Consider the following 26,419-nt stretch of genomic DNA (forward strand, 5'->3'; position numbering starts at 1 on the left):
GACGCGATTGATCGAGATCGAAAAAACATTTTTTGCTTAGCCGCGTACTGCTGCGCCTGAAGACATCCACTCTTATCACTAAATTAAGGAGCTTTTGCTGTGATATTAATTCCTCAGTCGACGGACATTCCCGAGGCAGCCGTACATAAAGCCTTGTCAAAACTATCTTGGAAGCTGCTAAAAAAGGAAATAGATAAGTTTCCATGGTATAAAAACCCCTTAGAACTCCTCGACTCAGTAATGCGGTGCGACTCATTAATAAATAAGCGAAAAAACTTAGACAAGGCACATAAACGAAACGAGCTATTCAATGAATTAACAAACTACCTCCAGCTAAAAACTGATGGTAGTAACATCCAGCAATTCAAGAAAAAACTCAACTTCTTTAGTATCATAGATGAATGTTTTAGCGAAATTCTAGCATTTGAGGGTGAACTCTTGGCGCTGAAGGACCTCGTGCCTAAAACAAGAGCCTGGGCGGTATTAAATTGGTACGTTGGCGACGCTAACATATTACAAAAAAAGATTGAAGAGCAATTCCTCGGATCCGAACCAGTTCTATTTAGCAGCATATCTGTAACTGGAGAGTCTGGCGAACCAGTCGACCCGTCGTCATATCATGCCCAGCAAGTAGGAGCACTCGGCTCTGCGATTTTAATGGAGGCTTACCGCAATAGCTGGTTTGACGACGAAGATACTGTGGTGATCCCTGATAAAGTTGAGGTTTCTGAATCGGAGATATTCAAGTCCGGATCGATATTTTACAATGCAAATATCTGGGCACTTTTTGATGACTTGCAAGAACAAGTTCGCTTCCTTGGACGCGACTTTTTAATTCGCCATAAAGATGAGTACGCTGACCCACCAGAAAATTTTAAGTTCGGAATTGAATTTGGGAAAAACACTGACGCAGAAATCTTCGACTATATTGCGGGCACTAGAAACAACACAAGAGAATCCTCAAACTTCTTCTCACTAAGAAAAGACAAAGAGTTAAACTCGATCCTTGATGCGACGGCAGCTATTACCGGCTCAAACTCCGTTAGGGAGCATTATCTCGCTTCATATTCTCTTTCAATGCTTTTGAATTATGACATTACGGAAGATGAAACAATTTACGAAGGATTAAAACTAACTGAATGGATCGATGGATTTTGCGGTTTGAGAGAGTATTGCATAGAACTACATTCTTCTGCAGCAAAAGATAAGCCTAAAGACTCTGAGCTTTTAACCTTCAGTAGAGAATCAGCTCTGACCTATCTTCAGTCTAAAGGCATGTCACAAAACGCCGCTACAGACTTTATTAAAAACGTAACTTTTCACCGAAAATCTAGAGATTTATTCGACAGCCCACTTATAAAAACCTCAAGCGGCTACGCCGTAGTTTCAGATATACTTTTGAGTAGCGTGATCAGCAGAGCCATTGCATCAAACATCCTAAGCCGTAAAGGCGAATTCAAATTAAAAGGCGCAGGATTAGAAAATACGCTTAAAGACATATTCAGATCGAACGGCATTGAAGCTGTAAGTTATAAAAGAAAGTTTCCAGAACCTGAAGGCGAATATGAATATGACACATTAGTCCTTTGGGAAAATAAGCTGTTCGTTATGGAGTGTAAAAATAGATGGCTTTGTGAGGGGCGCCCTGTTGCAATCCATAATTACCTTAAACAAACTCGCAATGATATACCTCAGGTTGAAAGGCTAGTCGCCGGTTTGAGGTTTCATCCTGAAATGATAAGTGCCGCTTTCGGTCGTCAAGTATCCTATGACGAGATAATTCCTTGCGTAGTTGGGGGACTTCCTCATGCGATGCTGGAAAAAATTTCTAACATATACTTCACAGATATTTCTGTCATATCTCGGTTTTTCTCAAAACGCCACTTTGAAATAGAATACGGTGATGAAAAACAAGACCACTCTATACTACTCTATGACCAGTGGAATGCAGATACACCCTCGACCTTAAGTTTTTTAAGAGCTCTTTCAAGTCCTGTTCAAGTAATCCTTGCACTTAGAGGGATGAATTTTAAGGCTGTGGATAATGCCGCAGGGTCTTCGATTTATTTAAAATGCAACCTGATAACAAGCAAACATCTCAATGTTGATGATTATAAAGACCTAATTAGAGGATTGTAGCTTATTGGAAGGGGGGGCACTGACACCCCTCCTCTCAACAGAATGTCCGCGGGGTACTCGAAACGGTTGGGGAAAACGAGGGAAAGGGGACAGATTTATTTAACATCGATCTAGCCTCGCACGATCAACCCCAGCCCCTCTAACCCATTACTGATAAACTGCTAACCCTTCGAAATCTCCGTCCCAGATCCCAATGCCCTCAGACATAGCGCCACCGCAAGCCCTGTCCCGTCGCTTCAGCGTTGCACCCATGATGGATTGGACTGACAGACACTGCCGCTTCTTCCTGCGCCTGCTGTCCAAAAACGCCCTCCTCTACACCGAGATGGTCACCACCGGCGCAATCCTCCACGGCGACCATGAACGCTTCCTGCGCCACAACGAGGCCGAGCATCCACTCGCCTTGCAGTTGGGCGGTAGCGTCCCCGCGGACCTGGCCGCCTGCGCCCGCATGGCCCAGGACGCTGGCTACGACGAGGTGAACCTCAACGTCGGCTGCCCCAGCGACCGGGTGCAAAACAACATGATTGGCGCAATCCTGATGGCCCACCCGGCCTTGGTGGCGGATTGCGTTAAGGCGATGCAGGACGCGGTCTCGATCCCGGTGACGGTGAAGCACCGCATCGGCATCAACGGCCGGGACAGTTACGCCGAGCTGTGCGATTTCGTTGGCCAGGTGAAGGACGCGGGCTGCACCAGTTTTACCGTGCATGCGCGAATCGCCATTCTGGAAGGGCTGTCACCGAAGGAAAATCGGGACATCCCGCCCTTGCGCTACGACGTTGCCGCCCAGTTGAAGCAGGATTTCCCTGAACTGGAGATCATCCTCAACGGCGGCATCAAGACCCTCGAACAGTGCCAGGAGCATTTGCAGACCTTCGACGGCGTGATGCTGGGCCGCGAGGCTTATCACAATCCGTATCTGCTGGCCGAGGTGGATCAGCAGCTGTTTGGCAGCACGGCACCTGTGATCACCCGTGCCGAGGCGTTGGCGCAGTTGCGTCCTTATATTGCCGAACACCTGGCGACAGGTGGCTCGATGCATCACATCACGCGCCACGCGCTGGGGCTGGGGACGGGTTTCCCGGGGGCGCGGAAGTTTCGGCAGTTGTTGTCGGTGGATATTCATAAGGCCAGTGATCCGTTGGCGTTGCTGGATAAGGCTGGGGAGTTGCTGGAGGGGCGGTGATTTGGGTGTCAGTGGGTTTATTGGGTGGCTGACACGACGCCTTCGCGAGCAAGACCGCTCCCACATCTGGATGGGGGGATGTCAGGAAGATGGGGCAAGACTGCTCCCACCGTTTGATCGGGTGGTCATCGGGCAGTTGGGTTGAACCTGCTGGCTGTTTTGGCCTCCTATTGAGCATTGGCCGGTGATTCAAACGGCTGTTTTCAGGTTGTTGCCCTCGCAAACGATCGAATGCATTTGCGCCCTTGAGCGGCTGTCAGCGCTCGGGTAATGTCATCAGACCCACAGGACAGAGCACGCCCATGACTTCCAAGCTGGAACAACTCAAGCAATTCACCACTGTAGTAGCCGATACCGGCGATTTTTCTACCCTCGCCAAGCTCAAGCCGCAAGACGCCACTACCAACCCTTCCCTGCTGCTCAAGGCCGCGTCGATCCCAGGCTATGCCAAGCTGCTGGACGAGGCTGTTGCCGACTGCAACGGCGATGTAGGCCTGGCCAGCGACCGTTTCGCGGTAGCCGTCGGCCAGGAAATCCTGAAAGTGGTGCCCGGCCGCATTTCCACCGAGGTGGATGCCCGCTTGTCGTTCGATACCGACGCGGTACTCAAGCGCGCCCATCGCCTGATCGACCTGTACGACAAGGCCGGCATTGGCCGTGACCGCGTGCTGATCAAGATCGCTTCCACCTGGGAAGGCATCCGCGCCGCCGAGCAGCTGGAAAAGGAAGGCATCCAGACCAACCTGACGCTGCTGTTCTCCTTCGCCCAGGCCGTGGCTTGCGCCGAAGCCGGCGTGTTCCTGATTTCGCCGTTCGTGGGCCGTATCTACGACTGGTACAAGAAGGCCAACGGCAACGACTACACCGGCTCCGAAGATCCGGGCGTGCAGTCGGTGACGCGCATCTACAACTACTACAAGGCCAATGGCTACAAGACCGTGGTAATGGGTGCAAGCTTCCGTAACCTGAGCCAGATCGAAGAGCTGGCTGGTTGCGACCGTCTGACCATCAGCCCGGACCTGCTGGAAAAACTCGCAGCCGACAACGGCAAGCTGGAACGCAAATTGTCGCCAGGCCATGCGGGCGAAGCTCGTGTGCACTTGACCGAAGCGCAGTTCCGTTGGGAATCCAACGAAGATGCAATGGCCACCGAGAAACTGGCCGAGGGCATTCGTCAGTTCGCCCGCGACCAGGAAAAACTCGAAGCGCTGTTGACCGCCAAGCTCTAAAAACGGCGGCGACAAAAAGGGCGGCACCTGTGAGGGTGCCGCCCTTTTTTTGTATTAGCCGATTTCGAGCCGAACTCAGTTAAAAATGTGGGAGGGGGCTCGCTCCCGAATACAGGGCGTCAGTCGCTACATTCACTACTGACCCGCCGCTTTCGGGACCAAGCCCCCCTCCCACACTTTGACAGTGTTTCAGCTGGAAATTAGTGCCGCTCCAACGCATTCACCAGGTCGTGGAACGCCTCGCGGTTGGAGTCGTTCAGGCCCATCAGGATCTTGTGGGCTTCCAGTACCTTGACCCGTACCACTTCCTCGGACTGGTCCTGGGACGGCAGGTCGGTCAGGCATTCCGGGCACGGGATCGGGCGGTCAACGATGTTGAACACTTGATCGAAGCCCATGGACTGCAACAGACGGGTGATGTCTTCGTGGGTGGTGACGACGGTCGGCAGCAGTCCGACCTTCTGCCGAGACAGAATGGACAACTTGGCCAACAGCCCAAGGGTGGTGCTATCGATGCTGCGGGTTTCGGTCAGATCGATCACGATCGCCGAGAAATTCAAGGCTGTGAAGATCCGCTCAATCGTCGCATCCAGCGCCGAACACAAGGTCAGGCGCACTTCACCGACAAACTTCAGGACAAAAGTCCCGTCTTGCTCGGCGAATTGGATTCTTCCGGTACTCATCAAAGATTCCTGCTCAACACCAATAGGGCGATATCATCCGGCATCTCCCCTAGCGTGGCCAATCCAAAAACCTGCCGCAGGCCATCCAGGCTGCCGCCCGCCGACCTGACCCGTTGGGGCAAGGCGGCTTCTTTCTCTTTGAGTGTAGGCTCTGGCAAAAGGTCCAGGATACCGTCGGACATCAGCGTCAGGCTGAACGTCGGCGGCAATTCCAGGATGTGGTCTTCGTAGGTGGCTTCATTGAACAAGCCAACCGGCAAACCACGCCCTTCCAGGTAGCGCACACTGTCTGGAGTGTATAAAACCGGCAATGGCAGGTGACCGCCAATGCTGTAGGTCAAAAGACCTGTTTCTTCATCAATCACGCCGCCGACCATCGTCACGTGCTTGCCCAGCTTGCAGCTGATCAGGCCCCGGTTGATGTGGCCCAGCACTTGCGAAGGGGTGAACTCCGGCAAGGTGCCATTGCGCTTGGACTCGAACAACAGCCGTGTAGTCATGAACTTCAACAACACGGTCACGAATGCAGAGGAGGCGCCGTGGCCGGAAACGTCGGCCAGGTAGAACGCGACACGCCGCTCATCAACGCGGAAGTAGTCGACGAAATCACCCGACAGGTACAGCGACGGGATGATCTGGTGGGCAAACTTGAACTCGTCGATGCTCCACGGGCTCACCGGCAGCATGTTCATCTGCACTTGGCGACCGGCGTTCTGGTCTTCCTGGAGCAGGTTCAGGCTGGCTTCGAGTTCGCGGTTGGCGGTTTCGAGCTTTTCACGGTAACGCTGGTTTTCCAGCAGCAGCCGTGCACGATCCAGGGCACGACGCACCGAGTGCTCCAGCACAGCCAGGTCTTCCAGGGGCTTGATCAGGTAGTCGGCAGCGCCGAGGCGCAAGGCCTCGACGGCATCGTTCATCACGCCGGCACCGGACACGACAATCACCGGCGTCTGCGGGGCGATGTCGGTCACCTGGCGGATAAGCTCAAGGCCGCCCACCTGGGGCATGCGCAGGTCGCAGATCACAAGGTCGGGCTTGTCGCGCTCGAATACCTGAAGACCCTGGAGGCCGTTGCTGGCCTGCAGGACGCTGAAGCCACTGTCTTCCAAATAGGCCGCAAGACTCGCGCGCACTACTTCGTCGTCATCGATTATCAGCAGCGTGGCACTGGTTTTCTGCATGTGGGCAAACGGCGCCAGAATTAGGTTGGCGTAGGCAGCTCGACAATGGCCGGGCTTACTACTGGATTCGCTTTCTAGCCTCTCTGTCCTACAAAACGCCGAGTTATTGCCGACGCACAAAGGTAAAGCAGAGGTGCCCTTCTAAGGCGCAGACGGTACTCCCATCCGCCAGGGGTTTCAAGCTCACGGCGATGGTCGCCGGGCGTCTTTACATCGCAAATCACCAGTAGTTATAAGAACGCATAAAACCGCGACTTAAAGTAAGCACGTAACCCACGGATAAACCTCGAATGCCGCCCACAAAAAAGGCGACCCGAGGGCCGCCTTCTTCTTTCAAGCCTGGGGCTTAAAAGTCGTCTACAACCTTGCCATCCTTGACCTTGAACTCGCGATTCTGCAAGTAGGCGTTGCGGATGAAGGTGTATTTGTCGCCGCTGATCAGCTTCTCGGAGGACAGCAGGCTGGCACGCGTGTCGACGATATTCAGGCCGAAGGTGCTGTTGCGCCAGCCGATATCGTTCATGTAGCGGTACGGCTGGGTGTAGCTGTCCACATACTTGGACGGCGCGTCACGCAGGGTGCTTGGGCCCAGCAGTGGCAGCATCACGTAAGGACCGCTGTCGACGCCCCAGTAGCCGAGAGTCTGGCCGAAGTCTTCGTCGTTGCGTTGCAGCCCCATTTTGGTGCCGACATCAACGAAACCCAGCACGCCGAACGTGGTGTTCATCAGCAAGCGGGCAGTGTCGACGCCTGCAGCGTGGGGCTTGAGTTGCAGCACGTCGTTGGCAAAGTTGCCGACGTCGCCGATGTTGCGGAAGAAGTTGTGGATCCCGTCCTGCACGAACTGCGGGGTCACAAACTGATAGCCTTGAGCCAATGGCTTGAGGGCATAGGTATCAACGGTATCGTTGAAGGTGAAGATCGGGCGGTTGACGCTTTCCCATGGATCATCTTCCGAGGCCGCCTGGGCTACGAAAGGAACCAGCAAAATACTCGCACATACGGACAGCTGAGCTAGACATTGGCTCCAGCGCATAGCTTGAACTCCTTGAATGGTCTGTCATGGGCGCTATGCCCTGAATGAGGCCGTCAGTATATGACGGAAGTGTCAGATTAGGCAGCCTTGCAGAAATGTCATTCAGCAAATGCACAAAATTCCTACAATTGCTGCGGGTGTAACTTGCTTGTCACCCAAGTCCGGTAGCGTCACTGCTATTTCAGGGACGTCGAAATGCCACACGCCGAGATTGTTAGTGCCAGCACCCCGTCCTTGACGGCCGTACTGTTCGGGCTTAGTGGCTGCCTGGTGGACTTTGGTTCCCAGGCCCGCGCCGACTCCGCGCCTTCCAGCGATACCCATGCCACTGTCGGCGCCCTGAAGATCCTGCGCAGCCTCGAAGAACAGCGCGTCCCTTGTGCATGGCTGGACGAGTTGCCGGCGTCGGTTTCCACACCGCTGGCCGCCGGGCTACCCCGCTGGATCAAGGCTGCCAAGCCCTCCTCCACCCGCTGGCCGGCGCCTCACGCCTGCTGGCAGGCCCTGATGGAACTGAATATCGAACGCCTGGAAGGCTGCGTCCTGGTCAGCGGCGAGCCACGCCTGCTGCAATCGGGGCTCAATGCCGGGCTGTGGACCATCGGCCTGGCGTCCTGTGGCTCACTGTGCGGGCTTTCGCCGCAGCAATGGCAAGCACTCACCGAGAAGGAACGCGAGCATAAGCGCGCCAAAGCCACTGTCGCGCTCTATGGCCTGGGCGTGCATTCGGTGATTGACCACCTGGGCGAACTGCAGACCTGCCTGGCCGACATCAGTCTGCGCCAGCTTAAGGGCGAGAAGCCCTGATCGAGATCATGCACAGTCGGCGCCAGTGGATTAATCTACAGGTCAGCCCATAGACCTTTCCCGGCGTGCCGCGGTCTATGTCAGTGCCTATCGATAAAAGGAAGAACGCCATGCCTGCCCGCGAACAACTGCAAGAACAGGTCAAAATTTTGCGCGAGCAATTGGATCAGAATCCAGAAATGCCCCTCGAACAGCGCGAAGAGCTGCGAGATTTGATTGCTGAACTGGAAGTTCAGGAGCCACTGGAAGGTGCCATTCAGGATCCAAGCATCGCCGACGGTGTGAACCTGGCGGTAGAACGCTTCGAACTGGAGCACCCGGGCATTGCCGGGACCTTGCGCAATATTGTGGTGACCCTGGGCAACATCGGGATCTAATAGTCGGACACCTATCAAATGTGGGAGCGGGCTTGCTCGCGAATGCGGTCCGTCAGCTGATACATATGCTGGCTGATACACCGCTTTCGCGAGCAAGCCCGCTCCCACATTTATTTTGGGTGAAGGCTACTGTCGAGCCAGGCGCAGGTTCTGGAACTGCTGCTCTTCAGTACTGCGGTACGGGTTGATATCCAGTCCGCCACGCCGCACATAGCGCGCATAAACCGTCAGTTTCTCCGGCTTGAGCAAGCGCTGCAGATCGAGAAAGATCCGCTCCACGCACTGCTCATGGAAGTCCGAGTGCTGACGGAAGCTCACCAGGTATTCCAGCAGGCTGGCATGATCCAGCGCCGCGCCGCGGTACTCCACCGCCACACTGCCCCAGTCAGGCTGGCTGGTCACCGGGCAGTTGGACTTGAGCAGATGACTGTGGACGCTCTCCTCCACCACGCGCGAATCGTCGCAACGCAACAGTTCCGGGCGCGGGTGCTCGTAGTTGCTGACGGTAATGTCCAGGTCATCAATGCACACACCCGGCAACGCGACCACGCCTTCGGCTTCAACCTCGCCCAGGCTGCGGATGCGCACGCCAACCGGCTTGCCGGCCGCTGCACTCAGGTCGGTGCGCAAAGTCGCTTCAAGGCTTTGCACATCGGCAAACGCGGTTTGGTTCAGCGAGTTGAGGTACAACTTGAACGACTTCGACTCGATGATGTTCGGCGAGTCGGCCGGGATACTGAATTCACCGATGGCCACCACGGGTTTGCCGGATGGCAGCAGCCAGGACAGTTCGAAGCAGTTCCAGAAATCCACGCCTTTATACGGCAGGGTCTCGGCACTCAGGCCCAGCTCGGCCCATTTGGCGGCGCGAGGAATCGGGAACAGCAACGACGGGGTGTAGGTGGAGATGTATTCACTGGACTTGCCCAGCGGCGAATGTTCGGCTGCGGGATGCATGGCGGAAACCTGGCTAAATAAACGCCGCCATTCTACCCGCCTTTGCCCGTCAATGGCTTACTGGCTGACGGTCAGCTTGCCGACCATGCCCGCCTGGTAATGCCCCGGAATGTTGCAGGCAAACTCCAAGCCGGTGGCCTTGGTGAAGGTCCAGGTCAGCTCGGCGGTCTTGCCTGGCTCTACCAACACGCTGTTGGGGTCGTCGTGCTTCATGCCTGCCATATCACCATGCCCCATCGCACTGTGGTCCATTTTGCCCATGCCGGTCGCCGTCAGCATGCCGCTGGCCTGCATCTGCAGCATCTCTTTCTGATGCGCTGCGTGCATGGCGGCATCGCCAAGGTTGAATTCATGAAGCAACTGGCCTTTGTTGACCAGCACAAAGCGCACGGTCTCACCGGCTTTTACATCAATAGCCTTGGGCGAAAAGGAAATGTCCTGCAGCACCACTTCCACCGTGCGCGTGGCCTTGGCGGCGGGCGCAGCCTCACCGAAGGCGAAGGTTTCAGCCGGGGAAGCCAGCGCCGGAAGACTCGGCGCCATCAGGCAGCCCGCCAACAACCAGGATTTACGTAAAAACATGCTCACACTCCAAAGGTTCGGAATCAGTCTGTGGGACACTTTACGAACGCGCCGCTGCCAGCCAGCTGACGGCCAGATTACAACTTTGTCAGCTTGAGCCGGCCGCCGGATGTGCGCGGTATAACGTCTGTGTTCCCGTAAAACCATGAGCCGCCCATGAAACTGCTGATCGTCGAAGACCAACCGAAAACCGGCCACTACCTGCGCCAGGGCCTGGCCGAGGCCGGGTTCAACACCGAACTGGTGGCCGACGGCACCAGCGGCCAGCACCTGGCGCTGACCGGTGACTACGACCTGTTGATCCTCGATGTGATGCTGCCAGGTCGCGATGGCTGGCAGATCCTCCAGGCCGTACGCAACGCCGGGCTCGACATGCCGGTACTGTTCCTTACCGCGCGGGACGCCGTGGAAGACCGGGTGCATGGCCTGGAACTGGGCGCCGACGATTACCTGGTCAAGCCCTTCGCCTTCTCCGAACTGCTGGCCCGGGTGCGCAGCCTGTTGCGCCGTGGCAGCAGCCCCCCCCAGGAAACCAGCCTGCAACTGGCCGACCTGCGCATGGACCTGATCCGCCGCCGGGTAGAGCGCGACGGCCAGCGCATCGACCTGACGGCCAAGGAGTTTTCCCTGCTGGAACTGCTGCTGCGGCGTCAGGGCGAAGTCTTGCCCAAGTCGCTGATCGCCTCCCAGGTGTGGGACATGAACTTCGACAGCGATACCAACATCATCGAAGTCGCGATCCGCCGCCTGCGCCTGAAGGTCGACGACAACTTTCCCAACAAGCTGATCCATACGGTACGCGGCATGGGCTACGTGCTTGAGGAGCGGTTCAGTTGATGAAACGGATTTCCCTGGCCAGCCGCCTGGCACTGCTGTTTGCTGGCTGTACCGCCGTGGTTTCATTGCTGGCCGGCGTGCTGTTCAACCATGCCAGCGAGGCGCACTTTATCGAGCTGGACCAGCAGTTGCTCGACGGCAAGCTGATAGCGCTGCGCAGTACCTTGCAGGGTGCGGACACGCCTGAGCTATTCGCCTTGCGGGAAGGGAAGCTGCGCGATGAACTCAATCGCCAGCCTGACCTGGCCTTGCGCATCACCGCAGGCGACCGGCGCTGGTTCGACGGCGCCCCGGGCATCGCCCTGCCGCAGGAGCCTGGCCTGCACAGTTTGCAGAATGCCGGGACCGATTACCGCGTGTATAACGTGCCCCTGGTACCTGGCAATCGCGAATCGCCACGCCTGACGCTGATGCTCGACATCACCCATCACCAACACTTCCTGCAACGCATGCAGCATCTGATCTGGCTGACCGTCGGCCTTTCCGCCCTGGCCACCGCCCTGCTCGGCGCCTGGGCCGCCCGCAGCGGGTTGCGACCGCTGAGGCGCATGAGCGAAGTCGCCAGCGGCGTCTCTGCCCACTCCCTGACCCAACGCCTGCCCCAGGAACAAATGCCCGCCGAACTGGCGGAACTCGCCCAGTCCTTCAACGCGATGCTTGGCCGCCTGGACGATGCCTTCCAGCGCCTTTCGGCGTTTTCTGCCGACATCGCCCATGAACTGCGCACGCCACTGTCGAATTTGCTGACACAGACCCAAGTCATCCTCACGCAGCCACGGGCGCTGGAGGACTACCGCGAAGCCCTGCACAGCAACCTGGAAGAACTGCAATGGATGGCGCAGTTGGTCAACGACATGCTGTACCTGGCCAAGGCGGACCATGGGCTGCTGGTGCCCAAGCGCGAAACCCTGGTGCTGGCGGACGAGGTGGAGGCATTGCTGGAGTTTTTCGCACCGCTGGCGGAGGACGTCCAGGTGCGGCTGGTTCGGGAAGGCAGCGCCAGCACTTCAGGTGACCGCAGCATGTTGCGCCGGGCGATTTCCAACCTGCTGGATAACGCGTTGCGGTTCACCCCGCCGGGTGGCGAAGTCAGCGTGCGGATTGTCGAGGGGATGCAAGGCGTGACGCTGAGTGTGGAAAACACCGGGGAAGGCATTCCCGAGGCATTGTTGCCACGGTTGTTTGACCGGTTTTACCGGGCAGATCCGGCGCGTCATGAAGGGAGCAGCGAGCATGCGGGGCTGGGTTTGGCGATTACCCAGTCGATTGTGCGGGCCCATGGGGGGCGGATTTTCTGTGAGTCGGGGGCGGGATGGGCGAGGTTTGTGATGGAGTTGCCGCAGGGGTATTGATGCAAGCTCTACCGGCCCTTTCGCGAGCAAGCCCGCTCCCACATTTTGACCGAGTGCATTCAGGAAGAACGCGGTCAAAATGTGGGAGCGGGCTTGCTCGCGAAGGCGGTCTTAAGAATTACGAATACCTGAGGGCATGCGCCGGCTCAATCTTCGCCGCGCGATACGCCGGATAGATGGTCGCCAAAAAGCTCAACACAAACCCCGCCGAGCAAATCAACAACACATCCCCACCCTGCAATTGCGAAGGCAGGTTGCTGACGAAATACACGTCCGAACTGAAGATATGCTGCCCGGTCACCCGTTCCAGCCACCCCACCAGTTCACTGACGTTCAGCGCCGCAATCACGCCGAGGATGCCACCGATCAAGGTACCGACGATCCCGATCACCGTCCCCTGCACCATGAAGATCGCCATGATCTGCCGTGGCGTGGCGCCGATGGTGCGCAGGATCGCAATGTCGGCGCCCTTGTCGTTCACCACCATGATCAAGGTCGCGATGATGTTGAACGCGGCCACCGCGACGATCATCAGCAACAGCAGGCCGATCATGGTTTTTTCCATCTTCATCGCGCTGAACAGGCTGCCCTGGGTGTGGGTCCAGTCGTCGGCCTTGTAGTCGGCACCGAGGCTGGCGGCGATATCCGCGGATACCTTGGGTGCGGCATACAAGTCTTTCACCGCCAGGCGCACGCTTTGCACCTGGTTCGGCTCCCAATGCTGTATCTCGGCGGCGTCGGCCATGTGGATCAGGGCCATGGAGCCATCCAGCTCCGCGCCCACCTTGAACACACCCACCACGTTCAAACGCTGCATACGCGGGGTGATGCCACCGGGCGCACTGCTGATTTCCGGCACGATCAGGGTCAGCTTGTCACCGACATTCAGGCGAAAACGCCGGGCGGTGATTTCGCCGATCACCACACCGAACTCACCTGGCTTCAGGTCTTCCAGATGGCCCTGGACAATGTGCTGGGCCACGATCGACACCTTGCCTTCCTGGGCCGGATCAACGCCACTGATCTCGATCGGCTGCATCGCGCCCTTGTAGGAGAGCATGCCGTCCATCTGTGTGAACGGTACGGCAGCGGTGACTTCCGGATTCTTCATCGCGGCATCTGCCACCGGCTGCCAGTCGCTGATGGGCTTCACGCCAACGATGGTCGCGTGGGGCACCATGCCGAGGATGCGTGAGCTCATTTCCCGCTGGAAACCGTTCATTACCGACAACACCACGATCATCGCCAGCACGCCGAGGGCGAGGCCGATCATCGAGGTCATCGAGATAAACGAAACAAAACGGTTGCGGCGCTTGGCGCGGGTATAGCGCGTGCCGATGAAAATCGATAACGGTCTGAACATTCGCGGGCACCGTTGAAAAAATAGAAAACCCGGCGCCGGGCGCCGGGCTTGAAACAGGTCAGATGGCGACCAGATGACCTTCCTGCAGGTGCAACACACGGTCCATCTGGCGGGCCATGCTCATGTCATGGGTCACCACCAGGAACGCGGTGCGCATCTGGGTGCTCAACTCCAGCATCAAGTCCTTGATGCCCTGGGCGGTGTGGGAGTCGAGGTTGCCGGTCGGCTCGTCGAGCATCACCAGGCCCGGGTTGTTGACCAGGGCACGGGCAATCGCCACACGCTGGCGCTCGCCGCCGGACAACTCAGCCGGCTTGTGCTCCAGGCGATGGCCCAGGCCGACGCGCTCCAGCAACGCCTGGGCACGCTGGCGTGCTTCCGGGATCGCGGTCTTGCCGATCAACAGCGGCATGCAGACGTTTTCCAGGGCGGTGAACTCGGGCAGCAAGTGGTGGAACTGGTACACAAAACCCAGCGAACGGTTGCGCAACTGGCCACGGGCCTTCTCGCCCAGGGCCGACAACTCTTCGCCGGCCAGCCAGACGCTGCCCTGGGACGGCGTATCAAGGCCGCCCAACAGGTTGAGCAAGGTACTTTTACCGGAACCGGAACTGCCGACGATCGCCACGCGTTCGCCCGGGTGCAGTTCCAGCTGCAGGTTGGACAGCACCACCACGGACTCCGGGCCTTCCTCGTAGGATTTGCCCAGGTTGCGGCAGCTCAGGATTGCTTTTTCACTCATGCCCGATTCACTCATAACGTAAAGCCTGCGCCGGCTGGGTACGTGCCGCGCGCCAGGCTGGATACAGGGTGGCAAGGAAACTCAGGACCAACGCGGCGCCGCCGACCATCAATACGTCCTGGCTCTGCACCTGGGACGGCAAGTAGTCGATGAAGTAGACATCGGAGTTCAAGAATTTGTGGCCGATCAACACTTCCAGCCCGGCGATAGCAGCGCTGACGTTCAGCGCGGCGAGAATTCCCACCACGGTGCCGATCAAGGTGCCGACGACGCCGATCACCGTGCCCTGGACCATGAAGATCGCCATGATCTGCCCCGGCGTGGCGCCAAGGGTGCGCAGGATCGCGATGTCGCCCTTCTTGTCGTTCACCACCATCACCAGCGTGGAGATGATGTTGAAGGCGGCGACGGCGACGATCAGCAGCAACAGCAAGCCGATCATGGCTTTTTCCATGCGGATGGCCTGGTACAGGTTGCCGTGGGTACGGGTCCAGTCGCGGGCGTAGTACTGGTTTTCACCCAGGTGCTGGGCGATTTCCCACGAGGTACGCGGCGCGTCGAACAGGTCGTTGAATTTCAGGCGCAAGCCCTGGACCTGGTCCGGCTTCCAGCGATGCAGGCGGGCCAGGTCGGTCAGGTTGGTCAGGCCCAGGTAGCCGTCGATCTCACCGGCGCCGACATGGAAGATGCCGACCACGGTAAAGCGCTTCATGCGCGGGAACATGCCCGCCGGAGTCACGGTGACTTCCGGCGCGACGAAGGTCAGCTTGTCGCCGATGCCCACGCCGAGCTTGGCCGCCGCCTTGTCGCCGATAGCGATGCCAAAGCTGCCGGGCGACAAGTCGTCCAGTTTGCCCTGTTGCATGAAGTTATCGATGATCGAGACATTGCGTTCCTGCGCCGGGTCGATGGCATTGAGCAGGACTTTCTGCACCTTGCCGTCGTTGGTCAACAGGCCCTGCATCTGGGTGAAGGGCGCAACCGCCAGCACTTTGGGGTTCTGCTTGACCTTCGCGGCCAGGCTTTGCCAGTCGCTGATGGGCTCACCCGACTCGATGGTCGCGTGGGGCACCATGCCCAGCACGCGGGTACGCATCTCATGATCGAAGCCGTTCATCACCGACAGCACCACAATCATCACGACAACGCCAAGGGCGAGCCCGATCATCGAGGTCAGGGAAATGAACGACACAAAATGATTGCGACGTTTTGCACGGGTATAACGCGTGCCAATAAATACGAAGAGAGGTCTGAACATGTCGGGGCTTGTTCGGAGGAAAAGAAGACGTCCTTGTGGCGGGGTCAGGTAAGCAGCTTTACACTCAGACCATCACCGCTGCCTTGGGTTCGCCATGTCGACATTAGATGAAGAAGATCGCCGCGAATACTACCGTATCGAGGACATGATCGCACTGGAAATTACCCCACTGTCGGGCCCGGAAGCGCTGAGCAAGGAAGTGTTGCTGGATGATTCGCCGCTGTTCAATCTGCTCAGCGAGTTGCACCTGAGTGAATTTGAATCCCAGCACTTGCTGCGCCAGATCGGCGAGCGGGACCGCACCCTGGCCGCCTTCCTCAAAGTGCAGAACAAACGCATGGATTTGCTCAGCCAGATCATGGCGCAAAGCCTGCTGGGCGAGATCGGTACGCCGCAGCCCGTGGTCATCTCCGAAGGCGGCATCGAGTTCCTGAACCCCACGGCGATCCAGCCCGACAGCCACCTGGCGGTCAAGCTGGTGCTGATGCCGCAAGCCCTCGGGCTGTTGCTGCGAGCCAAGGTGACCCATTGCGATGCCAAGACCGGTGGCTTTGAAATCGGCACGGAATTCGAAGCCATGACCGATGCCCAACGCCAGTTGCTGGCGCGCTACATCCTGCAGAAACAGGCCCAGGAACGGCGCCTGGCGCGGGAAAAAAGCGACGAATCCGACACCTGAATACGATCATTGAATGGCGCGTCGCGTCATCCATCCAGCCAGGAACCCTGGCGTAAAGGAGCAACTGTGACCCTGATTTATGGCCACCGCGGTGCCAAAGGCGAAGCACCGGAAAACACCCTGACCAGCTTCCAGGAATGCCTCAAGCACGGCGTGCGCCGCTGCGAACTGGATTTGCACCTGTCCATGGACGGCGAGCTGATGGTCATCCACGACCCGACGCTCAAGCGCACCACCGACCGGCGCGGCAAGGTCGTCGAGTACTCAGCCGCCGACCTGGTCAAGATGGACGCGCGCAAAGGTGGCCCGGGCTGGGTCAACCCTTGCCCGATCCCGCGCCTGGAAGAGCTGTTCGAACAGTGCGACTTCGACCACTGGCAACTGGAAGTCAAAAGCGCATCGCGCACCCGCGCGGCAACCACCGTGCTGGCGATCCGTGAAATGGCTCAGCGTTTCGGGCTGATGGACAAGGTCACCGTGACCTCAAGCTCGCGGGAAGTGTTGAAAGCGGCGCTGGACCTCACCCCGGACCTGTCCCGCGGGCTGGTAGCCGAATACGCCTGGCTCGACCCGTTGAAGGTCGCGGCCAACTATGGCTGTGAGATTCTGGCGTTGAACTGGACGTTGTGCACCCCTGAGCGCCTGGAAAAAGCCCAGCGCCAGGGTTTGCACGTGTCCGTGTGGACCGTCAACGAACCCGCGCTGATGCGCAGGCTCGCCGACTTCGGCGTAGATAGCCTGATTACAGACTTTCCCGGTTTGGCCACTGCCACCCTCGGGAATTACTGAAATCGGTCTCCCCGGCCGGCTCAGGCCACCGGCCGGAGCCGCTCAAAAAAGCCGGTTGAGGCCGTCGTAGGCCGCTACCCGATAGGCTTCAGCCATGGTCGGGTAGTTGAACGTGGTGTTGACGAAATACTTGAGGGTATTCAGCTCACCCGGCTGGCTCATGATCGCCTGGCCGATGTGCACGATCTCCGACGCCTGATAGCCGAAGCAATGCACGCCGAGCACTTCCAGAGTCTCGCGGTGGAACAGGATCTTCAGCATGCCCTGGGGCTCACCGGCGATCTGCGCACGCGCCATGCTCTTGAAGAACGCCTTGCCGACTTCATAAGGCACCTTGGCCTTGGTCAGTTCGTGCTCGTTCTTGCCGATCGAGCTGATCTCGGGAATCGTGTAGATCCCGGTCGGCACGTCGTTGACGTAGCGCCAGCTGCCGTTGTCGACAATGCTGCCAGCGGCCGAGCGGCCCTGGTCATGGGCGGCACTGGCCAGGCTCGGCCAGCCGATCACGTCACCGGCACCGTAGATGTTCGGCACGCAGGTACGGTAGTTCTCGTCGACTTCGATCTGGCCACGGCTGTTGACCTTGACCCCAATGTTTTCCATGCCCAGCTTGTCGGTGTTGCCGGTTCGGCCGTTGCACCACAGCAAGGCGTCGGCCTTGATCTTCTTGCCGGATTTCAGGTGCAGGATCACACCGTTGTCCAGGCCTTCGACCCGCTCGTACTCTTCGTTGTGGCGCACGGTGATGTTGTTGTTGCTGAAGTGGTAACTCAACGCCTGGGAAATTTCCGAGTCGAGGAAGCTCAGCAACTGGTCGCGGTTATCCACCAGCTCGACCAATACACCCAGGCCGCTGAAGATCGAGGCGTATTCACAGCCGATCACGCCGGCGCCGTAGATGATCAGTTTGCGCGGGGTGTGGCCCAGGCTGAGGATGGTGTCGCTATCGTAGATACGCGGGTGGTGGAAATCGATATCCGCCGGGCGATACGGACGCGAGCCGGTGGCGATGATGATGTGCTTGGCTACCAGCTTCTCGACCACGCCGTTGGCGCAGACCACTTCGACGGTTTGCTCGTCGGCGAAGCTGCCGGTGCCGAAGAACAGGTCGACGCGGTTACGGGCATAGAAGCCGGTACGCGAGGCAACCTGTTTGGAAATGACTTTTTCAGCGCTCTTGAGCACGTCCGGGAACGAAAACCAGCGCGGCTCACCAATGGCCCGGAACATCGGGTTGGTGTTGAACTGCATGATCTGGCGCACCGAGTGACGCAAGGCCTTGGACGGGATGGTACCCAGGTGGGTGCAGTTACCGCCGACCTGGCGACGGCTATCGACCATCGCCACCTTGCGCCCTGCTTTGGCGGCGTTCATCGCCGCACCTTCTCCAGCTGGGCCGGAACCCAGTACCACCACGTCGTAGTTGTAGACAGCCATGCGTACTCCTCAGAACAGGCCAGGGCGCACGGTTGGACGCCTGGCTAAATCATGCCGCGGCCAGCGGTCATGAAGGATCAATGTGGCTCAAGTGTGTGAGCCGGGGCACAGTCTATAGAACGCTCAACGTCGCGCACATTAACCCTTGGTCGCGTCGTAGGCCAGTTTTGCCTTTACTACACGGCGCTCGTTATTGAATTAACCTGTAGGCAAGCACCTTTTCAGGACTGGCCATTATGAAGCATGTCGTCATTTGTTTATTGCTGATGTTTTCGGTCCCGGTTCTGGCGAATGAGGCTGATCGCCTCAAACAAGCTGATTTTACGGCGCAATCTCATCAACTGGTGCTGAAAAACCAGGCCGTCCTGACCTACCTGTGGGCAGACGTCTATGCGGCGGCATTGTTCGCCCCGGCTGACCTGAGCGCCAAACAAGCCCTGGATCAGCAAAAAGACCTGCGCCTGGAGCTGTATTACTTTCGCGATATCGACCGCAACGATGTGATCAAGGCCGCCACTGCCACCCTCGAACGTCAGCAAACACCCGCCACCCTCGCCCGCCTGAAGCCTGAACTGGATCAATTGCACAAAAGCTTCCGCAACATCCGCAGCGGCGACCGTTATGCGCTGGACTTCCAGCCTCAGCGCGGCCTGAACCTGGAAATCAACGGCACGGTGGTGTTCAGCAGTCGCAATGACGAGCTGGCCAAGGCTTACCTGGGAATCTGGCTGGCACCAAAAGGCTTGTCCGACAGCCTGCGTAACACCCTCCTCAACTGATCGCAAAAACCCTGTGGGAGCGGGCTTGCTCGCGAATGCGGTGTGTCATTGGCTCATAAGCTGACTGACACACCGCATTCGCGAACAAGCCCGCTCCCACATTGGATTTTCATCACCCGGAGGCCTGCGGCAATTTGCCAGCTTGCTATCGGTTTTTTGTTGCCTGTGGTGGCTTATACACATATCGTTACAAAACTGTTCAGCGCCAGCCTCGTGCCAGAGCTTCAACAGCAAGGACGGTTGCGACCAGGGATTACTAATAAGATAGCCAAAATGAGTGCATGACATGTCCACTACAACGGGCAAGGGCAAGGCGATCTTTCGCGTTGTCAGCGGTAACTTCCTTGAGATGTTCGACTTCATGGTCTACGGCTTCTACGCCACGGCCATTGCCAAGACATTTTTCCCCACCGACAGCGCGTTCGCGTCCCTGATGCTGTCCCTGGCGACCTTTGGTGCCGGGTTCCTGATGCGTCCTCTGGGCGCGATTTTCCTCGGTGCCTACATCGACCGTCACGGCCGTAAAAAAGGCCTGGTGATCACCCTGGCGATGATGGCCGCCGGTACCATCCTGATTGCCTGCGTTCCCGGGTATGCCACCCTGGGCGTCGCGGCGCCGTTGCTGGTGCTGTTCGGCCGCCTGCTGCAAGGCTTCTCCGCCGGTGTCGAACTGGGCGGCGTGTCGGTGTACCTGGCGGAAATCGCCACTCCAGGCCGCAAAGGCTTCTTCGTCAGTTGGCAGTCCGCTAGCCAGCAAGCCGCCGTGGTATTCGCCGGCCTGCTGGGTGTAGGCCTGAACCACTGGCTCAGCCCGGAAGAAATGGGTGACTGGGGCTGGCGCGTGCCGTTCCTGATCGGCTGCCTGATCGTGCCGGTGATCTTCGTGATTCGTCGCTCCCTGGAAGAAACCCCGGAATTCCAGGCGCGTAAACACCGCCCTACCCTGCAGGAAATCGTCCGCTCGATCGGCCAGAACTTCGGCATCGTCATCGCCGGCATGGCGCTGGTGGTGATGACCACCGTGTCGTTCTACCTGATCACCGCCTACACCCCGACCTTCGGTAAGGCCGAACTGCACCTTTCGGACTTCGACGCGCTGCTGGTCACCGTGTGCGTCGGCATCTCGAACTTCATCTGGCTGCCGGTGATGGGGGCGGTGTCCGACAAGATCGGGCGTAAACCCCTGCTGCTGGGGGCGACTATTCTGGCGATCCTCACCGCTTATCCAGCGCTGTCCTGGCTGGTGGCCAATCCGAGCTTCAGCCATCTGCTGATCGTGCTGCTCTGGCTGTCGTTCCTGTATGGCTCGTACAACGGCGCGATGGTTGTAGCGCTGACCGAAATCATGCCGGTAGAAGTGCGCACCACCGGTTTCTCCCTGGCCTACAGCCTGGCGACGGCAACCTTTGGTGGCTTTACTCCGGCGGCGTGTACCTACCTGATCCACGTGCTGGACAACAAGGCCGCACCGGGCATCTGGCTCAGCGGCGCGGCGGTGCTGGGCTTGATCGCCACATTGATTCTGTTCAAGGGCAACCGGCATGAACTGCGTACCGCGCAGGCTTCGATAGTCGGCGGCGCTTGATAGGCCGCTTTCGCGAGCAAGCCCGCTCCCACATTTGAAATGTATTCACAAATCAACATGTGGGAGCTGGCTTGCCTGCGATGAGGCCGGTACAAGCAACACAAAAACAACAGACATAAAAAAGCCCCGAACCAGTCGGGGCTTTTTCATTTACCGCTGATGCTTAGCGCGGGAATGCTGGCGGGTTAACCCCGGCCATGTCTTCCATCACGCGAACCACCTGGCAGCTGTAACCGAATTCGTTGTCGTACCAAACGTACAGAACAACGCGGTTGTCTTGAGTGATGGTCGCTTCAGCGTCCACCACACCGGCGTGGCGCGAGCCCACGAAGTCGGTGGAAACCACTTCCTGCGAGTTGACGAAGTCGATTTGCTTGTGCAGATCGGAGTGCAACGCCATGTAGCGCAGGTACTCGTTCATCTCTTCACGGGTGGCGGCTTTCTCAAGGTTCAGGTTGAGAATGGCCATCGACACGTTCGGCGTCGGAACACGGATCGCGTTACCGGTCAGCTTGCCGGCCAGCTCAGGCAGGGCCTTGGCAGCAGCGGTGGCAGCACCGGTCTCGGTGATCACCATGTTCAGCGCGGCGCTACGGCCACGGCGATCGCCCTTGTGGAAGTTGTCGATCAGGTTCTGGTCGTTGGTGTACGAGTGAACCGTTTCAACGTGACCGTTAATGATGCCGAACTTGTCATTCACAGCCTTCAGCACCGGCACGATGGCGTTGGTGGTGCAGGAAGCGGCGGACACGATCTTGTCGTCAGCGGTGATTTCACCGTGGTTGATGCCGTGCACGATGTTCTTCAGCTTGCCCTTGCCAGGCGCAGTCAGGACAACGCGGTCGATACCCGGGCACGCCAGGTGCTGGCCCAGGCCCTCGGCATCACGCCACACACCGGTGTTGTCCACCAGCAGTGCGTCCTTGATGCCGTACTGGGTGTAATCCACCTCAGACGGGTTCTTCGCGTAGATCACCTGGATCAGGTTACCGTTGGCGGTGATGGTGTTGTTTTCTTCGTCGATGACGATGGTGCCGTTGAACGGACCGTGGACCGAGTCACGACGCAGCAGGCTCGCGCGCTTGGTCAGGTCGTTTTCAGCACCTTTACGCACCACGATGGCACGCAGGCGCAGGCCGTCGCCGCCACCGGTTTTTTCGATCAGGATGCGCGCCAGCAGGCGGCCGATACGACCGAAACCGTACAGCACAACGTCGGTGCCTTTGCGGGCTGCGGCGTTTTGCTGGCCAACCACGTCGGCCATTTCTTCACGTACGAACTGCTCGGCGGTGCGGCCAGCGCCTTCCTTGCGGAATTTATAGGCCAGCTTGCCCAGGTCTACCGAAGCCGCGCCGAGCTTGAGCTCGCTCATGGCTTTAAGCAGAGGGAATGTTTCGTGGACGGAGAGTTCGCTGTCGTCGGCAGAACGATGGCGAGCAAAGCGATGAGCCTTGAGAATCGCGATGACTGATTGGTTGATCAGGCTGCGGCCATAGATCGAGCTCACCACGTTGTTATTGCGGTATAGCTGACCGATAAGCGGAATCATCGCTTCAGCGAGTGCTTCACGGTCGATCCATTCACCAAGACACTGGTCGGGCTTCTGAGTCACGGGAACCTTCCACATGTAGGGGCAGAAAAAAGGGGCTACATTATGCCGCCCGACCGCCCTCGGAGCAATGCGCGGCCCGCAACAAAACCCCTTGCAAAAAAATATCGCCCCTCTGCAGCCCAGTAAATACGCGGCTTCCAGCGCACCCCCTGTTGGACCAATGCGACAAAGTGTCCGTAACCCTCCGAAACATACACCGATTTCGGCACTACATAATGAGTCAAAAGGCACCTTTGTTTGTCTTAGCCACTACATTTCCTACAAACCGTAATAGGCTCAGTCAGCAACTGACAGGCGGCACTCCGGGCCGTTACAATTACCGACTTTGTCGCAACGCTTGGAGCTCAACCTTCCGTGCCCGTTCTGCGTCTACCGCTTCTCCCTGCCGCGGCAGGTAAACAGCACTGGGGCAATCTGCCCGGTGCCGCCCTGAGCCTGGCCATCGCCGAGGCTGCCAGCGCTGCCAAGCGCTTTACCCTGCTGCTCACCGCCGACAGCCAAAGTGCCGAGCGGCTGGAACAGGAGCTGAGTTTCTTCGCCCCCGATTTGCCGGTACTGCATTTCCCGGACTGGGAAACCCTGCCCTACGATCTGTTCTCGCCGCACCAGGACATCATTTCCCAGCGCATCGCCAGCCTGTACCGCTTGCCGGAACTGGCCCACGGCGTGCTGGTGGTGCCGATCACCACGGCCCTGCACCGCTTGGCACCGACCAAGTTCCTGCTGGGCAGCAGCCTGGTGCTGGATATCGGCCAGAAGCTCGATGTGGAGCAGATGCGCACCCGGCTTGAGGCCAGCGGCTATCGCTGCGTCGACACGGTGTACGAGCACGGTGAGTTCGCCGTGCGTGGCGCGTTGATCGACCTGTTCCCGATGGGCAGCAAACTGCCCTACCGGATCGACCTGTTCGACGACGAAATCGAAACCCTGCGCACCTTCGATCCGGAAAACCAGCGCTCCATCGACAAGGTGCAGTCGATCAAGCTGCTGCCGGCCCGGGAGTTCCCGCTGCAAAAAGACGCGGTCACGCGCTTCAAGGCACGTTTCCGCGAGCGCTTCGACGTGGATTTCCGTCGCTGCCCGATCTTCCAGGACTTGAGCAGCGGGATTACCCCCGCCGGTATCGAGTACTACCTGCCGCTGTTCTTCGACGAAACTTCCACGCTCTTCGATTACCTGCCCCAGGACACCCAGGTGTTCTCGCTGCCAGGCATCGAACAGGCGGCGGAGAATTTCTGGAATGACGTGCGCAACCGTTATGAAGAACGCCGCGTCGACCCGTCCCGTCCTTTATTGCCACCGGCCGAGCTGTTCCTGCCGGTGGAAGACTGCTTCGCCCGCCTGAAAAACTGGCCGCGGGTAGTCGCCAGCCAGCAGGACGTGGATGCAGGCGCCGGCCGCGAGCGCTTTCCGGCGCAAGCGCTGCCGAACCTGGCGATTGAAGCCAAGGCTAACCAGCCGCTGGAAGCGCTGTCGAATTTCCTCGGTGACTTCCCCGGCCGCGTGCTGTTTACCGCCGAGTCCGCCGGGCGCCGCGAGGTGCTGCTGGAGTTGCTGGAACGCCTGAAGCTGCGGCCGAAAACCGTCGATAGCTGGCCGGACTTTGTCGCGAGCAAGGACCGCCTGGCGATCACCATCGCACCGCTGGACGAAGGCCTGCTGCTGGACGACCCGGCCCTGGCACTGATTGCCGAAAGCCCGCTGTTCGGTCAACGGGTGATGCAGCGTCGCCGCCGGGAAAAGCGCGCCGATGCCAACAACGATGCGGTGATCAAGAATCTCACCGAACTGCGCGAAGGCGCGCCGGTGGTGCATATCGACCACGGCGTGGGCCGTTACCTGGGCCTGCAGACCCTGGAGATCGACAACCAGGCCGCCGAATTCCTCACCATGGAATATGCCGAGGGCGCCAAGCTTTATGTGCCCGTGGCCAACCTGCACCTGATCGCCCGCTACACCGGCAGCGACGACGCCCTCGCGCCGTTGCACCGCCTGGGCTCCGAGACCTGGCAGAAAGCCAAGCGCAAGGCCGCCGAACAGGTACGCGATGTGGCCGCCGAGTTGCTCGACATCTATGCCCGTCGCGCCGCCCGCGAAGGTTATGCGTTTGCCGACCCAAAAGCCGACTACGCCACCTTCAGCGCCGGCTTCGCCTTCGAAGAAACCCCGGACCAGCAAACCACCATCGATGCCGTGCGCGCCGACATGCTGGCGCCCAAGCCGATGGACCGCCTGGTGTGCGGCGACGTGGGCTTCGGCAAGACCGAAGTGGCAATGCGCGCAGCGTTTATTGCGGTGCACGGTGGCCGCCAAGTGGCGATCCTCGTCCCCACCACCCTGCTCGCCCAGCAGCACTACAACAGCTTTCGCGACCGCTTTGCCGACTGGCCGGTGACTGTGGAGGTGATGAGCCGCTTCAAATCGGCCAAGGAAGTGAATGCGGCCATCGCCGACCTGGCGGAAGGCAAGATCGACATTGTCATCGGCACTCACAAGCTGCTGTCGGATGACGTGAAGATCAAGAACCTCGGGCTGGTGATCATCGACGAAGAACACCGCTTCGGGGTTCGCCAGAAAGAACAGCTCAAGGCCCTGCGCAGTGAAGTCGACATCCTGACGCTCACCGCCACGCCGATTCCGCGCACGCTGAACATGGCGGTGTCGGGCATGCGCGACCTCTCGATCATCGCCACGCCGCCGGCGCGCCGGTTGTCGGTGCGCACCTTCGTCATGGAGCAGAACAAAAGCACGGTCAAGGAAGCCCTGCTGCGTGAGTTGCTGCGCGGCGGCCAGGTGTACTACCTGCACAACGATGTAAAAACCATCGAGAAATGCGCCGCCGACCTCGCCGAACTGGTGCCGGAAGCACGGATCGCCATCGGCCACGGGCAGATGCGCGAGCGCGAACTCGAACAGGTGATGAGCGACTTCTATCACAAGCGCTTCAACGTGCTGATCGCCTCGACCATCATCGAGACCGGCATCGACGTGCCGAGCGCCAACACCATCATCATCGAGCGCGCCGACAAGTTCGGCCTGGCGCAGCTGCATCAGTTGCGCGGCCGGGTCGGGCGCAGTCACCACCAGGCGTATGCCTATCTGCTGACACCGCCGCGCCAGCAGATCACTTCCGACGCCGAGAAGCGCCTGGAAGCGATCGCCAACACCCAGGACCTCGGCGCCGGCTTTGTGCTGGCCACCAACGACCTGGAAATCCGCGGCGCCGGCGAACTGCTGGGCGACGGCCAGAGCGGGCAGATCCAGGCCGTCGGCTTCACCCTGTATATGGAAATGCTCGAGCGCGCGGTGAAGTCCATCCGCAAGGGCGAACAACCGAACCTCGACCAACCGCTGGGTGGCGGCCCGGAGATCAACCTGCGCCTGCCGGCGCTGATCCCCGAAGACTACCTGCCGGATGTGCACGCGCGACTGATCCTGTACAAGCGCATCGCCTCGGCCACCGACGAAGAAGGTCTCAAGGACCTTCAAGTGGAGATGATCGATCGCTTCGGCCTGTTGCCGGAGCCGACCAAGAACCTGGTGCGCCTGACCCTGCTCAAATTGCAGGCGGAGCAACTGGGCATCAAGAAGGTCGACGCAGGCCCGCAAGGCGGGCGTATCGAATTCGAAGCGCAGACGCCGGTGGACCCACTGGTGCTGATCAAGCTGATTCAGGGCCAGCCCAATCGCTACAAGTTCGAAGGGGCTACGCTGTTCAAATTCATGGTGCCGATGGAACGCGCCGAAGAACGCTTTAATACACTGGAGGCGCTGTTTGAGCGCCTCATCCCGAAATCTGCTTGAAG

Annotated in this window: 22 protein-coding genes; 12 read left to right on the forward strand and 10 right to left on the reverse strand. The window is 58.8% G+C overall.

Annotated features, from left to right (window positions below):
- Window positions 1-99 precede the first annotated feature (99 nt).
- From HX817_RS08145 to tal, 3 genes are all read left to right on the forward strand, one after another.
- Window positions 100-2,139 (forward strand): hypothetical protein, encoded by a 2,040-nt coding sequence (locus tag HX817_RS08145; protein ID WP_177040088.1) that lies wholly within the window; start codon window positions 100-102, stop codon window positions 2,137-2,139.
- Between the two features lie 193 nt (window positions 2,140-2,332).
- Window positions 2,333-3,328, forward strand: coding sequence for a tRNA dihydrouridine(20/20a) synthase DusA (gene dusA / locus HX817_RS08150; protein ID WP_177040089.1), 996 nt, complete (start codon window positions 2,333-2,335; stop codon window positions 3,326-3,328).
- Window positions 3,329-3,630: 302 nt separating this feature from the next.
- Entirely contained in the window at window positions 3,631-4,557 is a 927-nt protein-coding gene (gene tal / locus HX817_RS08155; RefSeq protein WP_008437618.1) for a transaldolase, read from the forward strand.
- 200 nt (window positions 4,558-4,757) lie between these two features.
- Here tal and rssC read toward each other — a convergent pair whose 3' ends face one another.
- The 3 genes from rssC to HX817_RS08170 form a co-directional block, all read right to left on the reverse strand.
- Window positions 4,758-5,240 (reverse strand): anti-sigma factor antagonist RssC, encoded by a 483-nt coding sequence (gene rssC / locus HX817_RS08160; RefSeq protein ID WP_003218919.1) that lies wholly within the window; start codon window positions 5,238-5,240, stop codon window positions 4,758-4,760.
- Window positions 5,240-6,421, reverse strand: coding sequence for a two-component system response regulator RssB (gene rssB / locus HX817_RS08165; protein ID WP_003218921.1), 1,182 nt, complete (start codon window positions 6,419-6,421; stop codon window positions 5,240-5,242). Before rssB ends, rssC begins: the two co-directional genes overlap by 1 nt.
- Before the next feature lie 346 nt (window positions 6,422-6,767).
- On the reverse strand, window positions 6,768-7,457 hold the full coding sequence (locus tag HX817_RS08170) for a VacJ family lipoprotein (protein WP_008437615.1): 690 nt from the start codon (window positions 7,455-7,457) through the stop codon (window positions 6,768-6,770).
- Window positions 7,458-7,652: 195 nt separating this feature from the next.
- Between HX817_RS08170 and HX817_RS08175 the strand changes: the two genes are divergently transcribed.
- Both HX817_RS08175 and HX817_RS08180 read left to right on the forward strand, forming a co-directional pair.
- Window positions 7,653-8,264, forward strand: a complete 612-nt coding sequence (locus HX817_RS08175) for a hypothetical protein (RefSeq protein ID WP_008437613.1) — start codon at window positions 7,653-7,655, stop codon at window positions 8,262-8,264.
- A 110-nt stretch (window positions 8,265-8,374) separates the two neighbouring features.
- Window positions 8,375-8,641, forward strand: coding sequence for a DUF4404 family protein (locus tag HX817_RS08180; protein WP_008437612.1), 267 nt, complete (start codon window positions 8,375-8,377; stop codon window positions 8,639-8,641).
- A gap of 126 nt (window positions 8,642-8,767) precedes the next feature.
- Here the strand turns inward: HX817_RS08180 and queF are convergent, their stop codons facing one another.
- Both queF and HX817_RS08190 read right to left on the reverse strand, forming a co-directional pair.
- Window positions 8,768-9,598: an NADPH-dependent 7-cyano-7-deazaguanine reductase QueF gene (queF, locus tag HX817_RS08185; RefSeq protein ID WP_177022890.1), complete on the reverse strand. Its 831-nt coding sequence runs from the start codon at window positions 9,596-9,598 to the stop codon at window positions 8,768-8,770.
- 57 nt (window positions 9,599-9,655) lie between these two features.
- Entirely contained in the window at window positions 9,656-10,180 is a 525-nt protein-coding gene (locus tag HX817_RS08190; RefSeq protein ID WP_177040090.1) for a plastocyanin/azurin family copper-binding protein, read from the reverse strand.
- A gap of 156 nt (window positions 10,181-10,336) precedes the next feature.
- Between HX817_RS08190 and HX817_RS08195 the strand changes: the two genes are divergently transcribed.
- Window positions 10,337-11,017: a heavy metal response regulator transcription factor gene (locus tag HX817_RS08195; RefSeq protein ID WP_003218936.1), complete on the forward strand. Its 681-nt coding sequence runs from the start codon at window positions 10,337-10,339 to the stop codon at window positions 11,015-11,017.
- On the forward strand, window positions 11,017-12,369 hold the full coding sequence (locus HX817_RS08200; RefSeq protein WP_177040091.1) for a heavy metal sensor histidine kinase: 1,353 nt from the start codon (window positions 11,017-11,019) through the stop codon (window positions 12,367-12,369). Before HX817_RS08195 ends, HX817_RS08200 begins: the two co-directional genes overlap by 1 nt.
- 118 nt (window positions 12,370-12,487) lie before the next feature.
- Here HX817_RS08200 and HX817_RS08205 read toward each other — a convergent pair whose 3' ends face one another.
- The 3 genes from HX817_RS08205 to HX817_RS08215 are packed head-to-tail and all read right to left on the reverse strand — an operon-like array spanning window position 12,488 to window position 15,732.
- A complete protein-coding gene (locus HX817_RS08205; protein ID WP_003218940.1) occupies window positions 12,488-13,732 on the reverse strand; it encodes a lipoprotein-releasing ABC transporter permease subunit in 1,245 nt (414 codons plus the stop codon).
- 58 nt (window positions 13,733-13,790) lie between these two features.
- Window positions 13,791-14,474, reverse strand: a complete 684-nt coding sequence (gene lolD / locus HX817_RS08210) for a lipoprotein-releasing ABC transporter ATP-binding protein LolD (protein WP_003218941.1) — start codon at window positions 14,472-14,474, stop codon at window positions 13,791-13,793.
- Window positions 14,475-14,481: 7 nt separating this feature from the next.
- Window positions 14,482-15,732, reverse strand: coding sequence for a lipoprotein-releasing ABC transporter permease subunit (locus HX817_RS08215; RefSeq protein ID WP_003218943.1), 1,251 nt, complete (start codon window positions 15,730-15,732; stop codon window positions 14,482-14,484).
- Window positions 15,733-15,826: 94 nt separating this feature from the next.
- Between HX817_RS08215 and HX817_RS08220 the strand changes: the two genes are divergently transcribed.
- Complete coding sequence (locus tag HX817_RS08220) at window positions 15,827-16,411, forward strand: PilZ domain-containing protein (protein WP_003218944.1); 585 nt, start codon at window positions 15,827-15,829, stop codon at window positions 16,409-16,411.
- A 66-nt stretch (window positions 16,412-16,477) separates the two neighbouring features.
- A complete protein-coding gene (locus HX817_RS08225) occupies window positions 16,478-17,200 on the forward strand; it encodes a glycerophosphodiester phosphodiesterase family protein (RefSeq protein ID WP_003218946.1) in 723 nt (240 codons plus the stop codon).
- A 42-nt stretch (window positions 17,201-17,242) separates the two neighbouring features.
- Here the strand turns inward: HX817_RS08225 and sthA are convergent, their stop codons facing one another.
- On the reverse strand, window positions 17,243-18,637 hold the full coding sequence (sthA, locus tag HX817_RS08230; protein ID WP_177040092.1) for a Si-specific NAD(P)(+) transhydrogenase: 1,395 nt from the start codon (window positions 18,635-18,637) through the stop codon (window positions 17,243-17,245).
- Window positions 18,638-18,873: 236 nt separating this feature from the next.
- Here sthA and HX817_RS08235 point away from each other — a divergent pair, with 236 nt between their 5' ends.
- Window positions 18,874-19,416 carry a chalcone isomerase family protein gene (locus HX817_RS08235; protein WP_177040093.1) on the forward strand — a complete coding sequence of 181 codons (543 nt, stop codon included), beginning with the start codon at window positions 18,874-18,876 and terminating at the stop codon, window positions 19,414-19,416.
- A 286-nt stretch (window positions 19,417-19,702) separates the two neighbouring features.
- Complete coding sequence (locus HX817_RS08240; protein WP_177022896.1) at window positions 19,703-21,001, forward strand: MFS transporter; 1,299 nt, start codon at window positions 19,703-19,705, stop codon at window positions 20,999-21,001.
- Between the two features lie 163 nt (window positions 21,002-21,164).
- Here the strand turns inward: HX817_RS08240 and HX817_RS08245 are convergent, their stop codons facing one another.
- On the reverse strand, window positions 21,165-22,628 hold the full coding sequence (locus HX817_RS08245; protein WP_177040094.1) for a glyceraldehyde-3-phosphate dehydrogenase: 1,464 nt from the start codon (window positions 22,626-22,628) through the stop codon (window positions 21,165-21,167).
- A 339-nt stretch (window positions 22,629-22,967) separates the two neighbouring features.
- Between HX817_RS08245 and mfd the strand changes: the two genes are divergently transcribed.
- Window positions 22,968-26,417: a transcription-repair coupling factor gene (mfd, locus tag HX817_RS08250; protein WP_087693658.1), complete on the forward strand. Its 3,450-nt coding sequence runs from the start codon at window positions 22,968-22,970 to the stop codon at window positions 26,415-26,417.
- Window positions 26,418-26,419 lie beyond the last annotated feature (2 nt).

Source organism: Pseudomonas sp. C6002, assembly GCF_013385805.1.
In the GTDB taxonomy this organism is placed as follows: domain Bacteria; phylum Pseudomonadota; class Gammaproteobacteria; order Pseudomonadales; family Pseudomonadaceae; genus Aquipseudomonas.

Coding starts and splice junctions, on each gene's coding strand:
- HX817_RS08200 (WP_177040091.1), top strand. CDS start 11,017: ATGAAACGGATTTCCCTGGCCAGCCGCCTGGCACTGCTGTTTGCTGGC.
- dusA (WP_177040089.1), top strand. CDS start 2,333: ATGCCCTCAGACATAGCGCCACCGCAAGCCCTGTCCCGTCGCTTCAGC.
- HX817_RS08190 (WP_177040090.1), bottom strand. CDS start 10,180: ATGTTTTTACGTAAATCCTGGTTGTTGGCGGGCTGCCTGATGGCGCCG.
- rssC (WP_003218919.1), bottom strand. CDS start 5,240: ATGAGTACCGGAAGAATCCAATTCGCCGAGCAAGACGGGACTTTTGTC.
- HX817_RS08180 (WP_008437612.1), top strand. CDS start 8,375: ATGCCTGCCCGCGAACAACTGCAAGAACAGGTCAAAATTTTGCGCGAG.
- HX817_RS08170 (WP_008437615.1), bottom strand. CDS start 7,457: ATGCGCTGGAGCCAATGTCTAGCTCAGCTGTCCGTATGTGCGAGTATT.
- HX817_RS08195 (WP_003218936.1), top strand. CDS start 10,337: ATGAAACTGCTGATCGTCGAAGACCAACCGAAAACCGGCCACTACCTG.
- tal (WP_008437618.1), top strand. CDS start 3,631: ATGACTTCCAAGCTGGAACAACTCAAGCAATTCACCACTGTAGTAGCC.
- HX817_RS08220 (WP_003218944.1), top strand. CDS start 15,827: ATGTCGACATTAGATGAAGAAGATCGCCGCGAATACTACCGTATCGAG.
- HX817_RS08235 (WP_177040093.1), top strand. CDS start 18,874: ATGAAGCATGTCGTCATTTGTTTATTGCTGATGTTTTCGGTCCCGGTT.
- HX817_RS08175 (WP_008437613.1), top strand. CDS start 7,653: ATGCCACACGCCGAGATTGTTAGTGCCAGCACCCCGTCCTTGACGGCC.
- rssB (WP_003218921.1), bottom strand. CDS start 6,421: ATGCAGAAAACCAGTGCCACGCTGCTGATAATCGATGACGACGAAGTA.
- HX817_RS08245 (WP_177040094.1), bottom strand. CDS start 22,628: ATGTGGAAGGTTCCCGTGACTCAGAAGCCCGACCAGTGTCTTGGTGAA.
- HX817_RS08215 (WP_003218943.1), bottom strand. CDS start 15,732: ATGTTCAGACCTCTCTTCGTATTTATTGGCACGCGTTATACCCGTGCA.
- sthA (WP_177040092.1), bottom strand. CDS start 18,637: ATGGCTGTCTACAACTACGACGTGGTGGTACTGGGTTCCGGCCCAGCT.
- queF (WP_177022890.1), bottom strand. CDS start 9,598: ATGCATCCCGCAGCCGAACATTCGCCGCTGGGCAAGTCCAGTGAATAC.
- lolD (WP_003218941.1), bottom strand. CDS start 14,474: ATGAGTGAAAAAGCAATCCTGAGCTGCCGCAACCTGGGCAAATCCTAC.
- HX817_RS08205 (WP_003218940.1), bottom strand. CDS start 13,732: ATGTTCAGACCGTTATCGATTTTCATCGGCACGCGCTATACCCGCGCC.
- HX817_RS08240 (WP_177022896.1), top strand. CDS start 19,703: ATGTCCACTACAACGGGCAAGGGCAAGGCGATCTTTCGCGTTGTCAGC.